14 protein-coding genes are annotated in these 21,059 nt (G+C 73.0%); 6 read left to right on the forward strand and 8 right to left on the reverse strand.

Features of this window, described 5'->3' with window-relative positions; all coding sequences use genetic code 11:
* From IE107_RS30845 to IE107_RS30875, 7 genes are all read right to left on the reverse strand, one after another.
* On the reverse strand, positions 1-4,682 hold a 4,682-nt coding region (locus IE107_RS30845; RefSeq protein ID WP_229867377.1), incomplete at its 3' end, for a coiled-coil domain-containing protein.
* Between the two features lie 60 nt (positions 4,683-4,742).
* Positions 4,743-5,675 (reverse strand): hypothetical protein, encoded by a 933-nt coding sequence (locus tag IE107_RS30850; protein ID WP_189547664.1) that lies wholly within the window; start codon positions 5,673-5,675, stop codon positions 4,743-4,745.
* The gene (locus IE107_RS30855) at positions 5,672-5,833 is read right to left on the reverse strand and encodes a hypothetical protein (RefSeq protein WP_189547665.1); all 162 of its coding nucleotides are present in this window, start codon (positions 5,831-5,833) and stop codon (positions 5,672-5,674) included. The genes IE107_RS30850 and IE107_RS30855 overlap by 4 nt, the downstream gene beginning before the upstream one ends.
* Positions 5,830-7,356 carry a hypothetical protein gene (locus IE107_RS30860; protein ID WP_189547666.1) on the reverse strand — a complete coding sequence of 509 codons (1,527 nt, stop codon included), beginning with the start codon at positions 7,354-7,356 and terminating at the stop codon, positions 5,830-5,832. The genes IE107_RS30855 and IE107_RS30860 overlap by 4 nt, the downstream gene beginning before the upstream one ends.
* Positions 7,357-7,440: 84 nt before the next feature.
* On the reverse strand, positions 7,441-11,097 hold the full coding sequence (locus IE107_RS30865) for a hydantoinase B/oxoprolinase family protein (protein WP_189547667.1): 3,657 nt from the start codon (positions 11,095-11,097) through the stop codon (positions 7,441-7,443).
* A gap of 508 nt (positions 11,098-11,605) precedes the next feature.
* Positions 11,606-13,024 carry a HEAT repeat domain-containing protein gene (locus tag IE107_RS30870; protein ID WP_189547668.1) on the reverse strand — a complete coding sequence of 473 codons (1,419 nt, stop codon included), beginning with the start codon at positions 13,022-13,024 and terminating at the stop codon, positions 11,606-11,608.
* 219 nt (positions 13,025-13,243) lie between these two features.
* Complete coding sequence (locus tag IE107_RS30875) at positions 13,244-13,636, reverse strand: ankyrin repeat domain-containing protein (RefSeq protein WP_189547669.1); 393 nt, start codon at positions 13,634-13,636, stop codon at positions 13,244-13,246.
* Positions 13,637-13,951: 315 nt separating this feature from the next.
* Here IE107_RS30875 and IE107_RS30880 point away from each other — a divergent pair, with 315 nt between their 5' ends.
* A complete protein-coding gene (locus IE107_RS30880; protein ID WP_018103962.1) occupies positions 13,952-14,146 on the forward strand; it encodes a hypothetical protein in 195 nt (64 codons plus the stop codon).
* 37 nt (positions 14,147-14,183) lie between these two features.
* Entirely contained in the window at positions 14,184-15,773 is a 1,590-nt protein-coding gene (locus tag IE107_RS30885) for an ATP-binding protein (RefSeq protein ID WP_189547670.1), read from the forward strand.
* 57 nt (positions 15,774-15,830) lie between these two features.
* On the opposite strand, the gene IE107_RS30890 is transcribed toward IE107_RS30885, so the two are convergent.
* Entirely contained in the window at positions 15,831-17,330 is a 1,500-nt protein-coding gene (locus IE107_RS30890) for an SCO1417 family PLP biosynthesis transcription factor (protein WP_189547671.1), read from the reverse strand.
* A 101-nt stretch (positions 17,331-17,431) separates the two neighbouring features.
* Here IE107_RS30890 and yczE point away from each other — a divergent pair, with 101 nt between their 5' ends.
* The 4 genes from yczE to IE107_RS30910 all read left to right on the forward strand — a co-directional run bounded on the left by yczE (position 17,432) and on the right by IE107_RS30910 (position 20,997).
* Positions 17,432-18,166: a membrane protein YczE gene (yczE, locus tag IE107_RS30895; RefSeq protein WP_189547672.1), complete on the forward strand. Its 735-nt coding sequence runs from the start codon at positions 17,432-17,434 to the stop codon at positions 18,164-18,166.
* Positions 18,163-18,927 (forward strand): glycerophosphodiester phosphodiesterase family protein, encoded by a 765-nt coding sequence (locus IE107_RS30900; protein ID WP_189547673.1) that lies wholly within the window; start codon positions 18,163-18,165, stop codon positions 18,925-18,927. The genes yczE and IE107_RS30900 overlap by 4 nt, the downstream gene beginning before the upstream one ends.
* 46 nt (positions 18,928-18,973) lie before the next feature.
* On the forward strand, positions 18,974-20,347 hold the full coding sequence (locus tag IE107_RS30905) for an MFS transporter (protein ID WP_189547674.1): 1,374 nt from the start codon (positions 18,974-18,976) through the stop codon (positions 20,345-20,347).
* Between the two features lie 275 nt (positions 20,348-20,622).
* Positions 20,623-20,997: an RNA polymerase-binding protein RbpA gene (locus tag IE107_RS30910; RefSeq protein ID WP_007262928.1), complete on the forward strand. Its 375-nt coding sequence runs from the start codon at positions 20,623-20,625 to the stop codon at positions 20,995-20,997.
* The last annotated feature ends 62 nt before the right edge of the window (positions 20,998-21,059 follow it).

The raw sequence follows: 21,059 nt of genomic DNA on the forward strand, positions 1-21,059 counted from the left end.
TCCACGCTGATGTATTTCAGCCCGGCACGCAGATCCGCGTCATTGCGCAACCGGATGACCAGCGGGAATTCGGCGAGCGCCGTGGTGTCGAACAGTCCGGTCGTATAGAGCAGCTGCACGCCCAGGGCGTCCGACACCGCGCGCTGGAGCTCCAGCAGATAGGTGGCGTTGGCGCGGCCGATGGGGTTGTCCAGGAAGAGGGTGCCCGCATGCCGGTGCTGGTGCCGGTCACGGCCCCGGTCGTTGCTGCGCAGCGCGGCCATCGTGCAGTACAGCGCGATGGCCGCGGTGAGCAGCTGGCCGCCGGAGAAGACGTCGCCCATCTGTCCGACCGGGACGCGCTCGGCGCGGAGCACCGCGTCCGGCTTGAGGATCTCCACGGCGATGCCCCTGGGCTCCAGCGCCGCCTGCACACCGCGCAGCAGCAGGGACATGCCGTCCCTGCGCAGATCGGAGTTCTTCTTCAGCGCGGCTCGGGTCGCCTCGTCGACGACCTCGCCGAGCCGCTCGGTGAGCGTCGCCTGGTCCGGCTCCTCGAAACGGATCCGGAGGAATTCCTGACCGGACCACTCTCCCAGTCCTTCGGGGAGCCGGGAGAGCCGCTGGGCGGAGCGGAGGGTGGTGAGCGCGGACTCCACGAGACCGCGGAGCCGGTCGACGATGGAGTCGCGATTGCGCTCCAGCTGGGCCAGCTCGTCGGTGAGTACCCGGAGCCGGGGTGCGAAGGCGGCGGCCCACTTCTCGGCGTGCTCGGGCAGCGCCGCCGCGGGCAGCTCGCGGATCTGCTGACGGGCGGGGGTGCGGACCTGTTCGTAGCGCGTGGAGTTGGCGTGCCGCACGAGGACGTCGCTCGCTTCCCGTACGGCGCTCTCGGCAGCGGACAGGTCGGCGGCGCAGCCGCGCAGGGAGCGGCGGGCCTCGGCGGCGGACTGCCGGGCCTCGTCGAGGCTGCCGGGGTACGGCTCGGGGGTCTCGGTCTCGTCGTCCGCGCCGTGGTCCCTGAGCACGTCGCGCAGGAGGGCCGCGGTCTCGTCGAAGCCGCCTGCCGAGTCCTCCGCGGTGCGGTGGGCGTGCAGCAGCTCGGCGTGGGCGGCGCGGGCGGTGTCCAGGGTCGCGGTGGCGGAGGCCAGCTCGGCCGTGGCGGTACGCAGGAGCGCCTGGGCCCGGTCGGCGTCGGCGGGGACCAGCTCATCGGGGAGTTCGGTGTGGTGGGGCTCGCCGTCGGCCGGAGCCAGGCGCTCGGCCTCGCCGCGGAGCCGGCCCAGCTGTTCGCTCGCCGTGGCGGCCCTGGTCTCCAGGAGCTGGACCAGGGACTCGGCGCGGGCGGCTGCCGCCTGCCGGGAGGGGCCGTCCGCGCCGTCGGTGCCCTCTAGCAGCTGGGCGGCACGGGTGCGGACCTTGTTGGTGAGCCGGTCCAGTTCGGCGAGGGCGGCGCTCTCGTCGCTCTCCGCGCGGGCCTGTTCGGCGCGCAGATCGGCGCCGACGCCGACCTTCTCGTACAGCTGGGAAGCGGCCCGGTACGCCTCGCGCAGGGCGGGGAGCGCGGCGCGCGGGTGGTCGTCCCCGGGCTCCGGGAGCTGCTCGGGGGCGCCGGCGATCTCCGCCCGTTCGGCGCGCAGGGCGCGAGCGGTGCGCCGGGCGTCGTCGGCGGCGCGCTGGGCGGCTCTGCGGTCCTCGTCGGCGGCGCGGGCCCGTTCCAGGCAGACGGTGGCTCGGGCTTCGGACTCGGCTGCCTCGTCGACGAGTTCACGGAGCTTCGCCTGCCAGCCCGCACGCTCGCGAAGCCGGTACGCGAGGCCCGCGAGGGCGTCGGCGGCACGGCGGGCGCGCTGTGCGGCTTCCTGCCGCTCGTCCCGGACACGGGCGGTGTCCGCCGCGGCCTCGTCCGCCTCGGCGCGGACCGTACGGGCTTCGGCGAGCTCGGCCTCGGCGCTCTCGGCGGCCGTGCGGGCGGTGCGGGCGGCCTCGGCGAGCTCGGCGAGCATGCCGGGCGGGCAGTCGGCCCGCCAGGAGCCGATGCGGGCGGCGAGGGAACGGTCGCCGGTGAGGCGGGCCGCGAGGGTGCGGATGTCCTCGTCGCGGGCCGCGGCCCTGCTCCTGAGGGCCTGCCGCTCCTCGTCGGCCGCGTGTTCGTCGTGCATCGCCGGGTTCGGCGGGACGAGGAACACGCCCTCCGTCCCCGCCGCCGTGCCCGTGCCCGCAGCCGGGACGGGGGCGAGCAGCGCGGCAGCGGTGCCGACGGCGACCGCGGAGCGCGGCAGCAGCGCGGCGCCGCTCAGCACCTCGCGGGCGCGGGCGTGCGAGTCGGGGTCGGTGATGACCACACCGTCGACGAGTTCGGGCCGGGCGGCGAGGACGGCCGCGTGGTCGGCGGGGTCGACGGCCTGGGCGAGGTAGCGCCAGCCGGGCAGGGCGGGGATGCCGTGCTCGCCGAGGTACTCGACGGTGGCGAGGACATCGGGTCCGGGCGGCAGCAGTCCGCCGTCGCCGAGTGCGCCGAGGATGCGGGAGTCGTCGGCCGCCGCGGTGCGCAGCTCGAAGAGGCGGCGTTCGGCGGAGGCGATGGACTGGTCGAGCAGCTCCCGCAGTTCGTCGGCGCTGCGGTCGAGCTCCTGGGCGGTGAGCGGCTGTTCGTGGGCGGTGGTCCGTCCGGCCGTGGCGGTGCGGGTGCCCTGGGCCGTGTCGCCGGGCCCGGCCGGCTCGTCCGGGCGGCCGGTCGCCTCCGTGGCGGGCCGTCGGGCGGTGGCGACCGTGCCGGTGGGGTCCGCGTCGTTCGGTACATCCGGGTCCGTTCCGGCCGCGCCCCGGCGGGGCCGGGGCACGCCGGTGCCCTGGGCGGTGGGCAGACCCAGCAGGTCGGCCAGCCGGTGGTCGGCGGCGATCGACTCGGCGGCCCGGAGCTCGGCCTCGTAGGACTGTTCCGCGGCCTGCGCGGCGTCTGCGGCGCGCGCCGCCGCGAGTTCGGCGCGGCTCTCGGCGGCCGTGGCTTCCCTGGCCACGTCGGCCGCCGAGCGGGCGGCCTCCCTCGCGGTGTCCCACGCGGCGACGGCGGAGGTCTCGGCGTCGCTGGCGGCGAGGGCGGCGCGCGCCGGGTCGGCGTCCGGCGCGGTGTCGTCGAGCCAGCCGGCCCGTACCGCCTGTGCCGTCTCCTGCTCGACCTCGGCGAGGCGCTGGCGCAGATGTCCGGCCTCGCTGCGGGCGCGCTGGGCCTCGGTGGCGGCGGTGGTGGCGTCCCGGTGGGCGGTCTCGCCCGCGGTCTGGAGGGTGTCCGAGCGCTCCTCCTCCTCATTGGCGTGCATCTCGCCGGCCTCGGCGGCGGTGTGCAGTGCCTGGACGAGATCGGCGGCGGCCCTGGCGCGGGCGGCGAGTGCGGGCGCGGCGTCCCGCTCGGCCTCGCGGATGGCGGCGGCCACCCGTGCGGAGCGGTCGGCGGCGGCGCGGTGGCGCAGTACCGCCTCGGCGGCCTGCCAGGCGGAGTGCAGGGTGCGCGCGTCGACCAGTTCGCGGCGCTGGGCGGCGGCGCCCTTCTCTGCCGCGGTCAGGGCCAGGGAGGCGTGCCGGAAGGCGAGTTCGGCGGCGATCAGGGCGCTGCGGCTGCGGGCCTGTTCGGCCGTGGTGACGGTGTGCGCGGCGCTCGTCACCTGCTGGGCCAGCTCGGCGGTCCGGCCGCGTTCCTGTCCGGCGCGGGCGGAGAGCCTGCGGGCGAGCGTACGGGTGCGGCGCTCTGCGCCGGCGTGGATGTCCCGGGCGCGGGAGCGGGTGCCTGCGGCCTCCACGATCCGGCCGAGGAGGTCGACCGAGCCGGCGGTGAAGTCGCGTTCGGCGGTCAGTTCGGCGCGGCGGCCCAGCTTGTTGCCGAAGCCGCTCACCAGGTCGGCGAGTCCGTCGGTGTCGCGGGTGTCGGTGACGGCGCGGAGCAGCAGGTCGGTGAAGTCGGAGTCCTTCTTGACCGCGAAGAGCCCCGCCGCCTCGCCCTCGTCGGCGTTCATCTCGCGCTGGTAGCGGAAGAGTTCGGGGTCGAGTCCGAGGCCCCCGAGGTGCTCGTTCCAGCGGTCGTGGATCTCTTCCCAGTGCACATCGAGGTGTTGGTAGAACTTGCCCGCCTCGGTGAGGGCGTCACGGAAGCCCTTCATCGTGCGCCGTCTGCCCTGCGCGCCGGAGACGCCTTCGACCGGCCGGCGTACGGATGTCGCCTCGGCCACCGGCAGGGAGTCCAGGCTGAGGCCGGGTCCGGGCCGGAAGGAGTACCAGGCCTCGGCGAACTTCCGCGGGTCGTTGGATACCTGACGCCCACGCCATTCGCTGACCTTGCCGACGACCACGCACTCGCCGGTGAGGGTGTGCTGCCACTCCAGGGCGACATGCCCGCAGTCGTCGGCGAGCAGGAACTTGCGCAGCACGCCGGAGCTGGCGCCGCCCAGGGTGTTGCGGTGGCCGGGCAGCATCACCGAGAAGATCAGCTTCAGCAGCACCGACTTGCCGCCGCCGTTCTCCAGGAAGAGCACACCGGCGGGGGCGGGCCGGCGCGGAGGACCGACCGGTTCCTCCTCGAAGAACTCCGCCTGGGCCGGCGCGGGGTTGGGCACCGGCTCGCCCACTCCGCGCAGGTCGAGCACGGTGTCGGCGTAGCGCGCGCCGGCAGGCCCGATGGAGTAGAGGCGGACCCGGGACAGCTCGTACATGGCGGCGGACTCTCGTCGTTCAGGCAGCGGGAGGCAGAGGGCGGTGGCGGGGCGGGCCGGTCAGGCGTGGAAGGGCAGACCGGCGTCGGCGGCCAGCTCCAGATCGTCGGCGCCGGGCGGCGGCAGCAGCGTCGCCGTGCCGTCGGTGACCGGGACGATGCCCAGCTCCAGCAGTTCGGCCATGGCGGCACTGCCGGCCATGTCGCGGACCTGGAGCTGGTAGCGGGCGGTGGTGCGGAAGGCGCCCCCGGAGTCGTCCCCGGTGCGCTGGAGGAAGCCGGAGTCGGTGAGGAAGGCGACGGCCTTGCCGACGATGCCGGTGGTGGAGCCGGCCAGCCGCCGGGCGTCCTTGGTGGCGCCGGTGGAGCTGCGCCGGGCGTAGATCCGCCAGGCCGCTTCGAGTCCGGGGGCGTCGGTGGCCGGGTCGGTGTTGTCGCCGTGCTCCTCGGCGCGCTCCTCCAGGCGGTGGCAGGCCTGACGGACGAAGGAGTCGACCCCGTTGACCGTGATCCGGCCGATGTACGCGTCGTCGGCGAGATCCTCGGGGCGGGGAAAGGCCATCGCGGCGACGGCCAGGTGTGCGAGCCCGTGCAGGAAGCGGTCGGCGGAGTCGGACGAGGCGCGGCGGGCGTAGTCGCCCATGCGGACGGCGAAGACGGAGTCCTCACCGGCGGTCACGGCCATGCCCGCGCGGGTGGACACCTCCAGGACGACCAGTCCGAGTCCGGTCGCCACGGCGTCGGCGAGCCGGGCGAACGCGGGCTCCTCCCGGTAGCGGCGGAGCAGTTCGGCGTACTCCGCGTCGCGTGCGGGCAGCAGCTTGGGCTGGAGGCCGAAGGCGACGAGCCGGGCGGCGTCGGCCGCGTCGGCCGGGGTTGCGGCGGACGCGGTGGCCGCGGGGCCCACCGGCTCGGCGGGCCCCGCGCCCTCGGTCGCGTACGCGGCGGCCGGCTCGCCCCACGCGTCGGCGTGCTGTGCGCGGTGGTCGCTCACGACGGTCGCTCCTTGCTGCGGAAACTCTTCGGTACGGGGTGGACGGCGCTGGGTCTCGCGGTGTCCGTCCAGGGCTGCGCGGTCCGGTCCGCGGCATGGGTGCCGACGGGGGCCTGCCCGGTCGGCGGGCGATGTGCCGCGCGCACCGCGCCGGTCATGACGCCTCCGTGCGGTCGGCGGCCATGCCGGCCGCGTCCAGCAGAGCCGTGCCCACGATCAGGTCCGCGCCGCCGAACTCGAAGTCGTCGAGCTGCGTGCCGTCGTCGACGGAGAACAGCAGGCGCTGCTCTCCCTGCCGGTAGGCGGTGCCGACCGGAGGACTCGCGGCGTGCACCGCGAGCAGGGCGACCAGGTAGGGCAGTTCGGGATCGCGTAGCCGGGCCTCGGCGAGGAGGCCGGACAGGCGGCGCGGGGCGTCGTGTTCCAGATCCAGGAGCTCCATGGCGCTCGCGAGCTGCTCCTCGCTGAACCTGCTGTCGTCGGGGGTGGCGATCAGATCGGGCTCGGGCATCTCGGCGCCCAGGTGTTCGCGCTCCAGGGGCGGGGTGAGCAGCATGTCGACGAGGTCGCCGACCCGTACCGAGGTGGGGGTGCGCAGCCCGGTGCCGCGGGCGAAGAAGGCGTCGGTGACGCGGATCGCCTGTTCGACGGGGAGCGGCAGCAGCGGGGCGACCAGTTGGCCGTACAGATCGAGGCCGGCGCGGGCCATGGGGGTGGCGAACGCCTGTCGGTCCTGTTCGGCGCGGAACAGCGGTCCGGCTTCCAGCAGGCGGGACTGCAGCTGGGTGTGGCGGCGGATGCAGTCCTTGACGATGTCGACGAGCTCGGCGGCGCGGCGCTTGTGCTCGGGCTCCTCCGCCTCGTCGCGCGCCTTGCGGATGTTGGTGAGGATCGCGTTCTCGTGGCGGTAGCGGTCGGCGACGTGGTCCAGCGCTTCGGCGATCATGTCGGGCACCGCGTTGAGCCAGTCGACCGCGCGGACGTTGCGCCGGGTGGCCTCCAGCGTCTTGCGGAGGGTCTCCGCGTACTGCACGGTGCGGTAGCGGGCCTGTTCGGCGGCGAGCTGGGCGTCCGCGAGGCGGCCCCGGCTGATGAGGACCTCCAGCTTCACCTCGGCGGCGATCTGGGCGCTGGTGACGTCCGTGTCGAGGGCGCCCACCAGAACGTTGACGGCCTCGTCGGTGGCGCGGAGGTAGACGGTGCCGCCGTGTCCCGGTACTTCTTCGATCAGCTTGAAGTCGTAGTCCCGGCGGACGTACACCCCGTCGGGGCCGAACGTGCCGTACACCACGCGGAATCCGCGGTCCACGCTGCCGACGTTGATCAGGTTCTCCAGCACCCAGCGCGCGACCCGCTCGTGCTCGGCCACGGGGCGGTGCGGGGCCTGGGCGGCGACGCGGGGAAGCAGTCTGGTCACTATCTGGTCGTGGTCGGCGCCCGTGTCGAAGTCCATGTTGAGCGTGACGAGGTCGATCGCGGCGAGGGCGACCTCGGCCATCGCGTAGACCGTGTACTCACCTGCCAGGTTCGCCTTGCGCACATCGAGGTCGTGCAGCGGCGCCGTGCAGGCGAGCGCGCGCAGCCGCCGCGAGAGCCCCTCGTCGGCGGCCGGGCCCGGGGCGGGCCGCGGCCCCGCGCCGAGCTGGGGCGCAGCGTTGTCCGTGCAGGCAGGCGAAGTCACGGTGCACAGATTAGGTCCTCGGACTGACAACGGTCGAAACGGCGCAGAAGCGACCCCCTGGTCCGGGACCGGCCGGCAGTGGCGTCACGGCCGTTCCCCGCCGCGTCGCACGCCGTCGTCGCGGCCCGGCTCCGGGGTTCCGTAGCCCCCGCCGCCCGGTGTGCGCAGCACCAGTACGTCCCCCGGCTCCAGCTCGGCCGTGTCGCAGCCGCGCAGCGGTGTGACCGCCCGGTCGTCCGGGTGCTCGATGTGCTGGTCGCCCCGTGCGCCGGGTTCGCCGCCCGCCATGCCGTACGGCCGGATCCGGCGGTGGCCGGAGAGCAGGGCCACGGTGACGGGTTCCAGGAAGCGGATCCGCCGCTCCACGCCGCAGCCGCCGTGCCAGCGCCCGCCGCCCCCGCTGCCCTCGCGCACCTGGAAGCTCTCCAGCAGGACGGGGTAGCGCCATTCGAGGACTTCGGGGTCGGTGAGGCGGGAGTTGGTCATGTGGGTCTGTACGGCGTCGGCGCCGTCGAAGCCGTCGCCCGCGCCCGAGCCGCTCGCCACCGTCTCGTAGTACTGGACGCGTTCGTTGCCGAAGGTGAGGTTGTTCATGGTGCCCGAGCCCTCTGCCTGGATGCCGAGGGCCGCGTACAGGGCGCCGGTGACGGCCTGGGACGTCTCCACGTTTCCCGCGACGGTGGCGGCGGGATGGACGGGGGCCAGCATGGAGCCTTCCGGAATCCGGACCTCCAGGGGTTTGAGGCAGCCGCTGTTGAGGGGGATGTCCTCGGCGACCAGGGTCCGGAAGACGTACAGCACGGCGGCCATGACCACGGACTTCGGCGCGTTGAAGTTGCCCGGCTGCTGCGGCGAGGTGCCCGTGAAGTCGACGACCGCGCCGCGGGCGGCCCGGTCCACGGTGAGAGCGACCTCGATGACCGCGCCGTTGTCGGTCTCGTAGCGGTAGGAGCCGTCGTGCAGTGCGGCGATGATCCGGCGGACGGACTCCTCGGCGTTGTCCTGCACGTGTCCCATGTACGCGGCGACGGCGTCGGGCCCGAACTGCTCGACCATGCGGCGGAGTTCGGCGATGCCCTTTTCGTTGGCGGCGATCTGGGCGCGCAGGTCGGCGAGGTTGGCCTCCGGGTCACGGGAGGGGTACGCGGCGGTGGTGAGCAGTTCGCGCGTCTCGTCCTCGCGGAATCTGCCGTCGCGTACGAGCAGCCAGTTGTCGAACAGCACGCCCTCCTCGTGGATGGTGCGGCTGAAGGCGGGCATGGAGCCGGGGGTGATGCCGCCGATCTCGGCGTGGTGTCCGCGTGAGGCCACGAGGAAGCTCAGCTCCGGCGGCCCGCCGCCGGCGCCGTCGAACACCGGGGTCACCACGGTCACATCGGGCAGATGGGTTCCCCCGTGGTACGGGTCGTTGATGGCGTACGCGTCGCCGGGACGCATCGTGCCGTCGTTGCGCCGCAGCACCTCCTTGATGGACTCCCCCATCGAGCCGAGGTGGACGGGAATGTGCGGGGCGTTGGCGATCAGGTTGCCGTCCGCGTCGAAGAGCGCGCAGGAGAAGTCGAGCCGCTCCTTGATGTTGACGGAGTGCGCCGTGTTCTCCAGGCGCACCCCCATCTGCTCGGCGATCGACATGAAGAGGTTGTTGAAGACCTCCAGCATGACGGGGTCGACGCGGGTGCCGACGGCCGTGCGGTCGGGGCGCGGGCGGACCCGGGTGAGCAGCAGATGGCCGGTGTCGGCGAGAGCGGCCTGCCAGCCCGGGTCGACGACGGTGGTGGCCTCCGCCTCGGCGATCACGGCGGGGCCGGTCACGGTGTCCGCGGGACGCAGTTCCTCGCGGCGGTGGAGCGGAGTGTCCTGCCACCGGCCGTCGGCGAACATCCGTACGGTGTCGTGCGGTCGGGGTTTCGTGTCCGTGCGGGGCGCAGGGCCGGCCGGGGGCGGCTCGTGCCGGCCCGCCGTTCCGGTCGCCTCGACCGAGACGGCCTCGACGATCAGGGGTTTGTCCATGGTGAACGCGTAGCGCGCCCGGTGCTCGGCGGTGAATGCCTCGGCCATGGCGGGCGCGGTGTCCAGGTCGACGGGCAGGCTCGAATCCGTACCGGCGTAGCGCAGCAGTACGCGGGCACGGGTGCTGATCGCGCTGTCGGGGACGGCGTCGGCGCGCAGTTCGGCGCGGGTCCGGACAGCCAGTTCCTCGCAGAGTTCGCCCACTGCGGTCCGGGTCGCCGCGGTCAGTTCGGCCTCCACGGACTGTTCACGCATCGCGGTGGTGTCCGCGAGACCGATGCCGTACGCGGACAGCACACCGGCCAGCGGCGGTACGAGAACCGTGTCGATGCCCAGGGAGTCGGCGACGGCGCAGACGTGCTGGCCACCGGCGCCGCCGAAGCCGGTCAGGGCGTAGCGGGTGATGTCGTGGCCGCGCTGCACGGAGATCTTCTTGACCGCGTTCGCCATGTTGAGCACGGCGATCTCCAGGAATCCGGCGGCGGTCCCGGCGGCCGTGCGCCGTGTTCCGGTGGCGCGCGCCACGTCCTCGGCGAGCGCCTCGAAGCGTTCGCGCACCAGGTCCGCGTCGAGCGGGAGGTCGCCGTCGGGTCCGAAGACAGCCGGGAAGTGCGCCGGCTGGATCCGGCCGAGCATCACATTGGCGTCGGTGACGGTCAGCGGGCCGCCGCGGCGGTAGCAGGCCGGGCCGGGGATCGCGCCCGCCGAGTCGGGGCCGACCCGGTAGCGCCGGCCGTCGAAGTGCAGGATGGAGCCGCCGCCGGCCGCGACGGTGTGGATGCTCATCATCGGGGCGCGCATCCGCACCCCGGCGACCTGGGTGCCGAGTTCGCGTTCGAACCCGCCCGCGTAGTGGGACACGTCGGTGGACGTTCCGCCCATGTCGAAGCCGATGACCCGGCCGAATCCGGCCTGTTCGGAGGTGCGGGCCATACCGACCACGCCCCCCGCCGGGCCGGAGAGCACCGCGTCCTTGCCCCGGAAGTGGGAGGCTTCGCGCAGCCCTCCGTTGGACTGCATGAACATCAGCCGGATGCCGTCGAGTTCGCCGGCGACCTCGTCGACGTACCGGCGCAGGATCGGCGAGAGATAGGCGTCGACGACGGTGGTGTCGCCCCGCGGTACGAGCTTGATCAGCGGGCTCACCTCGTGCGAGCAGCTGACCTGGGTGAAGCCCGCCTCGCGGGCCGCCTCGGCCACGGCGCTCTCGTGTCCGGGGTGGCGGTAGCCGTGCATCAGGACGACGGCCGCGCTGCACAGTCCGTCGGCGCGGGCCGCCCGCAGCCGCTCGGTGACCGCTTCCCGCTCCAGTGGTCTGACGACCCGGCCGTGGGCATCGATCCGCTCGGGGACCTCGATCACCCGCTCGTACACCGCCTCGGGCAGCAGGATGCGGCGGTCGAAGAGCCGCGGCCGGTTCTGGTACGCGATGCGCAGGGCGTCCCGGAAGCCTTCCGTGATGACCAGGACGGTCGGCTCGCCGCGCCTCTCCAGCAGGGCGTTGGTGGCGACCGTCGTACCGATCCGCACCGCAGCGACCCGGTCGGCCGGGACCGGGTCGGTGGGGCCGAGGCCGAGCAGCGCCCGGATTCCGGCCACGGCGGCGTCGCGGTAGCGGTCCGGGTCGTGGGAGAGCAGCTTGCGGGTGACCAGGTGTCCGCCGGGATCCCGGCCCACGACATCGGTGAATGTCCCGCCCCGGTCGATCCAGAACTCCCAGCGCCCGCTCATCCCTCCATACTGACCCACGGCACGGACAACGGCCCGGACGGCGCGGCCCGCTGCGGGCCGGTCGAGGTGGGCGCCCGTACCGCAGGAGCAGCGGTCAGCCGGCGGCTGGGCAGCGCGATGCGACCCGGGGGCAGTCGGGCAGGGGGAGGGAAGGGACACGTACCGCAGGACAGGGGCGTCGGCATCAAGAGTGCCGGAGACATCGGAGCGGTCCGGAGGGGACGTGGTCGTCGCGCACCGGCGGTGGCCGGGGCGACGCCGAGCGGTTCGTGGCCGCGGCCGGCGAGATGCCGGGCCGTCCGGAGGGTGCACCGGGCCACGCTGTTGACATCGGGCGGGCAGGATTCGGTGACGACGGCACGCAAATTCGTATGGCCGCCATGCCGGGCGTGACCGGGCCGACTTCGATCTTTCCGCCCGGGAACGTCCTGTGAGCGTTTGGGCCGGGCACGTCGGGGCCGCCCGTTCGCGCCGCGCGCCCCCGACGCGCGTCGCTGTGTCTGCTCGGTCAGGCCGCGGGGGTGTCGGGCCCGATCCGGCTGCGTACCGCCGTCTGTACCTCGGCCTCCTCGGCCGGGTCGGCGGCGAGGCGGCGGAGTCGCTCGGCGACCCTGATGTCGCCGGTCTCCGCGTGGAGTGCGGCGACCTCGCGGGTGGTCTCCTCGCAGTCCCACAGGCATTCGACGGCGAAGCCGGTGGCGAAGGAGGGATCGGTGGCGGCCAGTGCGCGGGCCGCCCGGCCGCGCAGGTGCGAGGAGGAGGTCTCCCGGTAGACGTGCCGCAGCACGGGGGCGGCGCAGCCGATTCCGAGACGTCCCGCGCCGTCGACGAGGGTCCACAGGCGTGGTGCGTCCGGCCCCTCGCCCCGTACGGCCTCGCGGAGTGCGCCGAGAACCAGCGGCGCGTCCTGGGCACCGCCCCGGCAGGCGAGCACGCCGGCCGCGGAGGCGCCGAGCGCGTCGAGCCGCCGGGCCCAGCGCCGGGCGCGGTCCACCGCCGCATCGCCGCACATCCGCTCGAAGGCGGCGACGGACGCCTCGGCGACGGTGCGCGAGGCACTGACCGCTCCGGCCTCGATCAGGTCGAGCACGGCCGGGTCCTTGGCCTCCGCCAGGTAGTGCAGCGCGGCACAGCGTGCGCCCTCCGGGCCGCTGCGGGCGGCCTCGATGATCGTGGGCCGGTCTTCGGGGCCCGCGACGGCGGTGAGGCAGCGGGCGGCCGGCACATGGAGGGTGCTGCCGCGTTCGAGTCCCTGCTGGGCCCAGTCGAAGACCGCCTGCACGCTCCAGCCGGGTCGGGGGCCGCCGGGCCGCAGCTGGCGCTGCCAGCGGTCGAAGGAGCCCTGTTCCGAGGCGGCCCTGACCCTGGGGCCGACCGTGTCGCGCGGATCGTCCGCCCAGAGCCGCCAGGGGCGGGGTTCGTAGGCGTCCCGCACAGCGGCGGCCAGCTCGGCGGCGCCCTCCTCGGTGGCCGGGAACCGCCCGAGCACGGGTACGGCGAGGGCACGGAGTCCCGCGTCGTCGTCGCGCAGGGCGAGCTCGTCGAGGGCCCAGGCCCAGTTGGCGCCGGTCGCGGCGTACCGCCGCAGCAGGGCCAGGGCGTCGTCGCGTCCGTACGAGGCGAGGTGGCCGAGCACGGCGAGGGCCAGCCCGGTGCGCGAGTCGTCGGTGTCGAGGCGGTCGTCGGGATCGCACAGGTGCCGCTCGATCTCTTCGATGCCGCCGTCGAGGTCGAGATACAGGCGCGCGTAGTAGAGGGAGCGGTTCTCCACCTGCCAGTCGTGACGTGGATCGCTCAGGACGCAGTGGTTGAGAGCCGCCAGGGCCTCGGGGCGTGGTGCGGCGAGCGCGTGGAGCGTGCCGTCGCCGCGGCCCCTCTGCAGCAGGCCGAGCAGGGTGCCGCTCGGCGCTATGAACGGATCAAACATGGAAAAAGCCTCACATCAAGCTGTCGACGCAACCGGGACTGTGCAGTTCCAAGTGCCGGGTGGGCACTACGCCGCGCAGCAACATGATCGGCCGACCGCCGTCTTCTGCTTGGTGTAGACCATCTTCCTCTGCCTCTCGTCGGTGGCCCGGGGCCGGGCCCGCGACGTCATGATGACCCAGCCATTTCGCCACCGCGACCACATTTACCGCGTACCCGGTCAGCGGGCGCCGAAGAGTTCCAGCAGGTCGGCCTTGCCGAACATGCGGGCCGTGTCGACGGCGGAGGGCGTTCCGGCGGCCGGATCGGCCCCTGCGGAGAGCAGTGCCGCGATCACCGCGTCCTCACCCTTGAAGACGGCACCGGCCAGCGGCGTCTGCCCGCGGTCGTTGGCCCGGTCCGGGTCGGCGCCCCGGCCGACGAGAGCTGTGACTGCGGCGGCGTGCCCGTGGTAGGCGGCGAGCATCAGCAGCGAATCGCCCCGGTCGTTGGTGAGGTTGGCGGGGACACCGGCGTCGACGTACGCGGCGAGCGCGTCGGCCTCACCGTGGCGGGCGAGGTCGAAGACCTTCGTCGCCAGCTCGACCACCTCGGGATCGGGTGTTTCGCTCATCGGACGGACCGCCTTCCATCAATCGGTTTCACCACTGTCGACCTGCCATGGCGTACGCCATGGGGGCCGTACGAGTGAACCGACAGGGTACTGCCCGGCCGGTCACATGGCCCGGCCCACCCGCCGCAAAGGATCACGAATGGTGCGGCGGAACGGTACGCGACACCGGCTGTTCCGCCCCCTCGGGATCACCGGGACGGCCATTCAAGTGAAAATAACGACTTTTCACCCGTTTGCGGCTTTTATCGCATAGATACTTCCGGTGAACCTGGAAGGACTCATGGTGACTGTCCCCCCCAACCAGGAGAACCACTCATGATCCTGTCCATGTCAGGCGTCGTCATCCTCGGCATCATCGTCTTCCTGTTCTTCAGGAAGGACGGCCTCAAGGCCTCGCACGCCCTCGTCACTGCCCTGTTCGGCTTCTATCTGGCAGGCACCGCCATCGCACCGAGTATCACCGCGGGCGGCGCGAGTCTCGCCGGCCTCCTGGGCGGGATCAAGTTCTGACCCTCCGCCACCGTTCCCACCCCGTCAGGAGGCCGACGTGGCCAGGCGACCACTTCCCCGCATTCTGAGCAGCGGCAGCGCCTCGATCACTCGCAGTCGCGAGTTCGCGCGCACGGCCGCCGACAACGCCACGGACGTCCTCCAACCGCTGATCACGATCACTCGTGGGCTGCGGCTGCTGGCCGGAGCCGGACGGCAGAAGTGGGCCGCGACGCCCAAGGACAAGCGTGGCCCCACGCTGTTCCTCGTCGCGGCCTGCGTGCTCGCGTTCGCGCTCATGCCGTACGGGGGCCTGATCGCCCTCGTCACGGTGATGGGCGCAGCCGCCTGGGCGGGGCGGGAGCGCACCCCCGTGAAGACCGGCCCCGACGAGGCGGAGACGGCGCGGCTTCGCTCGCTGTACGAGGCGCTCGTGCCGTACTTCTCGGTGGCCGACGACCCCGCCCCGCTCTTCTCCCACGGCGGCGACTGGGAGAAGGCCTTCAGCGGTTACGAGTTCGACGGCGACGGGCGGCTGACCCGCCTCCAGGTGGCGTACCCCGCCTACTTCACCGACAGCGAGGCCGCCTCCCGCGCCCGGATCGAGCGGCTGCTGCACGCCAAGTCCGGCCGCGGCCGCGAATACCACTTCGCCTGGGACGAGGAGGGCAACGCGCTCGTCATGAGCGTCCTCGGCGCCCTGCCCACCTCGATCGGCGCCCAGCGCTTCGTCACCGCCCCCGGCGAGACCGTCCTGGGCTTCACCGACGACGACGCGGTGCAGCGCACGGTTCCGGTGCACGACGGCGACGCGACCCGCGACGCCCCTCCGGTCGTCTGGCGCACCGGCGCCCGCTCCACCGAGCCGCACCTGCTGGTGATCGGGCAGCCCGGCAGCGGCACCACCACGCTGATGCGCTCCATCGCCCTGCAGGCACTCCAGCACGGCGACGTCCTGATCGTCGAAGGCAGCGGAACCGGCGAATACGCCTGCCTGAGCGGGCGGGACGGCGTGCTCGCCGTGGAGTGCGGGCTGGCCGGCGCACTGGCCACCCTGGAGTGGGCCGCCCACGAGACGGAGCGGCGGCTGATCGCCGCGAACCGGGCCCGGCAGGCCGGCCACCCCGTGCCCGACGACATCAAGCGCCCGCTCTGGATCCTGCTGGACCGGCCCGGTTTCCTCGGACACCTGGCCGCCACCGACGGCAGGCCCGATCCGCAGGAGCTGCTCCAGGTGCCGCTGCGGCACGGCAGGGCGGCCAACGTCACCGTGGTGCTCACCGATCAGTTCGACGGCCTGGACACCCTCGGCGAGACCGTGCGGACGCACTGCAGGGCTCGGGTCGTGCTCGGCCACTGCTCCCGCGAGCAGGTGGAGTCGGTGCTCGGCACCGAGCCGCACACCACCCCGGCCGCCGATGTACCGCCCGGCCGCGGCTACGCCCGGCTCGGCACCGGTCCGGTGCTCCGGCTCCAGGTCCCGGCCACGCCCGATCCGTACGACGAGGCCACCGGCGAGGCGGAGCGGCAGGCGGTCCTCGGACTGCTCCCCGAGCGGCAGGCGCCGGCCGTCGGGGCGGGCGTCCCGGAGCCGGTGCTGCCGCGCTCCATGGCCGTGGCCGTCGACGGCATGGCGGTCACCGACTGAACGGACGCGCCCGCGGGGTGACGGGCCGGCGGCCCGTCACCCCGCACCGTTTCCCGGTCAGGCGACGAACGTCCGCGGCGCCTCGGCCCCCGCGGCCGCCCCCGAACCGACCAGCTGCGCCGCCGCAGCCAGCCGTACCGCCGCCTCGTCCGCGACCGGCCCCGCGACCGTGAACGGCAGCCGCACGTACCCCTCGAAGGCGCCGTCGACCCCGAACCGGGGACCGGACGGGACGCGTACCCCGACCCGCTCCCCGGCCACCGCCAGCCGGGAGCCGGAGAGGCCGCCGGTGCGCACCCAGAGCGTCAGGCCACCGAGCGGAACGGAGAACTCCCAGTCGGGCAGCTCCCGGCGGACCGCGGCGACCAGCGCGTCCCGGTTCTCCCGCGCCTGTTCGCGCCGGACCTGCACGGCCTCCGCCCAGCCGCCGGTGCGCATCAGCCAGTTCAGGGCGAGCTGTTCGAGGACGGGGGTGCCCATGTCGGCGTAGGCGCGGGCGGCCACCAGGCTGCGGATCACGTCCGGGGCCGCGCGCACCCAGCCGATCCGCATGCCCGCCCAGAAGGCCTTGCTCGCCGATCCGACCGTGATCACGGTGGAGCCGGCCGGATCGAAGGCACAGACCCGGCGGGGCATCCGGACATCGGGGTCCAGGCAGAGTTCGTTCATGGTCTCGTCGACGACCAGGACCGTACCGGCGGAACGGGCCGCGTCCACCAGGTCACGCCGCCGGTCGTCGTCGGCCAGCGCGCCGGTGGGGTTGTGGAAGTCGGCCACGACATAGGCGAGCCGCGGCGCCGCGTCCCGCAGCACCTGCCGCCACCGGTTCATGTCCCAGCCACCGAGCCCCTCCTCCATCGCCACCGGCACCAGCCGGGCACCCGCCTCCCGCATCAGCTGCAGGATGTTGGCATAGCTCGGGGACTCCACCGCGATCCGCTCGCCGCGGCCCGCGAAGAGATGGCAGATCGCGTCGATCGCGCCCATCGCACCGGTGGTGACCATGATCTGTTCGGGCATGGTCGGGATGCCGCGCGCGGTGTAGCGGTCGGCGATCATCTGCCGCAGCGCGGGCAGCCCGGCCGGATAGTCGCCGTGCGTGTGCGCGTACGGTGCGAGCTCCTCGATGGCGCCCTGGACCGCCCGGGTCAGCCACGGCTCGGGAGCGGGCAGCGAGGCGCAGCCCAGGTCGATCATCGAGCCGAGGGACTCCGGGGGCAGCGGCTCCAGACCGCGTGCGGGCAGCGGGTTCCCGGCCGGCACGGCGGTCCAGCTGCCGGCTCCGCGGCGGGACTCCAGGAACCCCTCGGTCCGCAGCGCCTCGTACGCGGCTGCGACGGTGGTGCGGCTGACGGACAGGGCGAGCGCCAGTTCGCGTTCGGCGGGGAGCCTGGCGGCGACCGGCACCCGGCCTTCGAGGACGAGGAGACGGATTCCGTCGGCCAGCGCACGATAGGCGGGCGGCCTGCGGGCGCCCGGTCCGACGGGCCGGGGCTGTTGGGCCTGGAGCTGCCGGGCGAGCTGCGCCGCACCCACCGCCGAAGTCCACTGAGCCATGGAAATCAGTCCACCTTCCTCGGATTGGCCATAGTTGGCAGCCAATCCCCTGCCACAGAGTGACACGCGGCAGTCCACCACCACCACACCAGGGGGCCCTCTTGTCCGCCACCGCCACCCCTCGCGGGGCTCACCTCACCCGACGGCTGATCCAGCTGTACGCCGGTCTCGCGCTGTACGGGGCCAGCGCCGCGTTCCTGGTCCGCGCCGGTCTGGGGCTCGAACCCTGGGGAGTGCTGCATCAGGGGCTCGCCGAGCGCACCGGGCTGTCCATCGGGGTCGTATCGATCATCGTCGGTGCCGCCGTCCTGCTGCTGTGGATCCCGCTCAGGCAGCGTCCGGGCCTGGGCACCGTCTCCAATGTCTTCGCCGTGGGCATAGCCATGGACGGCACGCTGGCGCTGGTGCCCGACGTGCACGGCCTCACCGCACAAATAGCCGTGATGGCCGCGGGGGTCGTGGTCAACGGCGTCGCCACTGGGCTGTACATCACGGCACGGTTCGGCCCGGGGCCCCGCGACGGGCTGATGACCGGGCTGCATCTGCGCACCGGCCGGTCCATCCGGCTGGTACGGACGCTGATCGAGGTGGCGGTCGTGGTGACCGGCTTCCTCCTCGGTGGCACCCTCGGGGCGGGCACGGTCGTGTACGCCCTGGCCATCGGCCCGCTCGCCCAGTTCTTCCTGCGCTTCTTCGCGATCGGCGACGGGCCCGCGGCGGAGAGCGGCGCCGTCGAGGAGACCGGGGCCGGGGAGAACACCGTCGCGCCCGCGCCGGACAGTGGCGACACCACCGTCACCCCCCGGACACCGGGGCAGGCCATACTTCCGCAGTGACCTCCGTACGCCATCCCTATCTGGACCATCCCGCGACGATCCCCTTCGCCCACCGAGGCGGTGCGGCGGACGGGATCGAGAACACCACGGCCGCGTTCCGCCGGGCCGCCGACGCCGGGTACCGGTATTTCGAGACCGATGTGCACACCACCTCGGACGGCCGCCTGGTCGCCTTCCACGACGCCACCCTGGACCGGGTGACGGACGCCCGCGGCCGGATAGCCGAGCTGCCGTGGAGCGAGGTGCGGCGCGCCAGGGTGGCGGGCCGGGAGCCGCTGCCGCTGTTCGAGGAGCTGCTGGAGACCTTCCCCGAGGCCCGCTGGAACGTCGACATCAAGGCCGCGTCCGCACTGGTCCCGCTGGTCGGGCTGATCCGCCGCACGGACGCCTGGGACCGGGTGTGCGTCGGCTCGTTCTCGGAGGCCCGGGTCGCCAGGGCGCACCGGCTGGCAGGCCCCCGGCTCGCCACTTCGTACGGCGTGCGCGGCGTGCTCGGCCTGCGGCTGCGCTCGTACGGGATTCCGGCCGCACTGCGGGCGGGCGCGGTGTGCGCGCAGGTGCCGGAGAGCCAGAACGGCGTCCGGGTGGTCGACCGGCGCTTCGTGCGCGAGGCGCACGCGCGCGGGCTCCAGGTGCACGTCTGGACCGTGAACGAGCCCGAGCGGATGGCAGCGCTCCTCGATCTCGGCGTGGATGGCATCATGACCGATCACATCGAGACGCTGCGCACGGTGCTGAGCGAGCGGGGGGCCTGGGCCTGACGCCGGCCGTGCCAGGTCTTCACGGGGAGAGACGAGGGGGTGCGGGTTGAGCGCCGAAACCGCGGAAACCGCTGAGCCGACGGAACCGACTGCGGATTCCGCCGCTGCCGCGAGCCGCAGAAGCGAACAACGCGGCTGGTATTTCTACGACTTCGCCTGCTCCGTCTACTCGACGAGCGTCCTGACGGTGTTCATCGGCCCCTATCTCACCTCCATAGCCAAGGCGGCCGCCGACGCCGACGGCTTCGTTCACCCGCTCGGCATTCCGGTCCGCGCCGGGTCGCTGTTCGCCTACGCGGTCTCCGTGTCCGTGGTGGTCGCCGTGATCCTGATGCCGATCGTGGGCGCCGCCGCGGACCGTACGGGGCGCAAGAAGCCGCTCCTCGCGGCCGCCGCATACGCGGGTGCCGCCGCGACCACCGGCATGTTCTTCCTGGACGGTCACCGCTATCTGCTGGGCGCGTTCCTGTTGATCGTGGCGAACGCCGCGATCTCGGTCTCGATGGTGCTCTACAACGCGTATCTGCCGCAGATCGCCGAGCCGGAGGAGCGCGACGCGGTCTCCTCCCGCGGGTGGGCCTTCGGCTATACCTCGGGCGCGCTCGTCCTGGTCCTGAACCTGGTCCTGTACACGGGCCACGACTCCTTCGGCCTCTCCCAGTCCGATGCGGTACGGATCTGTCTGGCGTCGGCCGGCCTGTGGTGGGGTGCCTTCACACTGGTGCCGCTGCGCCGGCTGCGCGACCGGCGCGTGACGGCGAGCGGCGAGGGGGCGGTCGGTTCGGGCTGGCGGCAGCTGATGGCCACCCTGCGCGACATGCGCCGCCACCCGCTGACGCTCTCCTTCCTGCTGGCGTACCTCGTCTACAACGACGGTGTGCAGACGGTGATCTCCCAGGCCTCGGTCTACGGCTCCGAGGAACTGGGCCTCGACCAGACGACCCTGATCACGGCGGTGCTGCTGGTCCAGGTGCTCGCGGTGGCCGGGGCGCTGGGAATGGGCCGGCTGGCACGGTCGTACGGCGCGAAGCGCACGATCCTCGGCTCGCTCGTCGTCTGGACGCTGATTCTCGTCGCCGGCTATTTCCTCCCCGCCGGAGCGCCGGTCTTCTTCTATGTACTGGCATCGGCCATCGGCCTGGTGCTCGGCGGCAGTCAGGCTCTGTCGCGCTCGCTCTTCTCCCATCTGGTACCGCGCGGCAAGGAGGCCGAGTACTTCTCCGCGTACGAGATGAGCGACCGCGGGCTGAGCTGGCTGGGGCCACTGGTGTTCGGTCTCGCATATCAGCTGACCGGCAGCTACCGGGATGCGATCATCTCGTTGGTGATCTTCTTCGTGGTCGGTTCGGTGCTGCTCGCGAGGGTGCCGATCAGGCGGGCCGTGGCAGCCGCGGGCAATCCCGTGCCGGAACGGATTTAGACGTCGAAGTGAAAGGCCGGTAGTGTACGCCTTTGGCCTGCCCGGAGGACCGTTACTGCGAGCGGAAGCAGCCAAACCGTTGGGTGACAACTTCCGCCATAGGTGACAATCCGGGCATCGCTGGGTACTTGGAACCCTGGGAAACCTGAAAAAGCAGCGGCACGACGGGCGACGCATGACCGGCAACGGGAATCTTTACCGCCGACCGGACGTTGACCGGATGACGACGACAGCGACACCTGTCCTGTGGGCGACAAGCCCGGGAGGCACGATTCATGAGTGAGCGAGCTCTCCGCGGCACGCGACTCGTGGTTACCAGCTACGAGACGGACCGCGGCATCGATCTGGCCCCGCGCCAGGCGGTGGAGTACGCATGCCAGAACGGACATCGTTTTGAGATGCCGTTCTCGGTAGAGGCGGAAATTCCGCCGGAGTGGGAGTGCAAGGCGTGCGGCGCCATGGCACTTCTGGTGGACGGGGATGGCCCCGAGGAGAAGAAGGGCAAGCCTGCGCGTACGCACTGGGACATGCTCATGGAGCGGCGCACACGCGAGGAGCTGGAGGAAGTGCTCGCCGAGAGGCTGGCGGTCCTGCGCTCCGGAGCCATGAACATCGCCGTGCACCCGCGGGACAGCAGGAAGTCTGCCTGACTGACCGCGTAACACCGCAGTACGACAGAGCCGCGGGCCGTGACACCGAATGCGTGTCACGG

Source organism: Streptomyces gelaticus, assembly GCF_014649535.1.
GTDB classification, from domain to species: Bacteria; Actinomycetota; Actinomycetes; order Streptomycetales; family Streptomycetaceae; genus Streptomyces; species Streptomyces gelaticus.

Coding starts and splice junctions, on each gene's coding strand:
- IE107_RS30855 (WP_189547665.1), bottom strand. CDS start 5,833: ATGACCGGCGCGGTGCGCGCGGCACATCGCCCGCCGACCGGGCAGGCC.
- IE107_RS30865 (WP_189547667.1), bottom strand. CDS start 11,097: ATGAGCGGGCGCTGGGAGTTCTGGATCGACCGGGGCGGGACATTCACC.
- IE107_RS30870 (WP_189547668.1), bottom strand. CDS start 13,024: ATGTTTGATCCGTTCATAGCGCCGAGCGGCACCCTGCTCGGCCTGCTG.
- IE107_RS30875 (WP_189547669.1), bottom strand. CDS start 13,636: ATGAGCGAAACACCCGATCCCGAGGTGGTCGAGCTGGCGACGAAGGTC.
- IE107_RS30880 (WP_018103962.1), top strand. CDS start 13,952: ATGATCCTGTCCATGTCAGGCGTCGTCATCCTCGGCATCATCGTCTTC.
- IE107_RS30890 (WP_189547671.1), bottom strand. CDS start 17,330: ATGGCTCAGTGGACTTCGGCGGTGGGTGCGGCGCAGCTCGCCCGGCAG.
- IE107_RS30910 (WP_007262928.1), top strand. CDS start 20,623: ATGAGTGAGCGAGCTCTCCGCGGCACGCGACTCGTGGTTACCAGCTAC.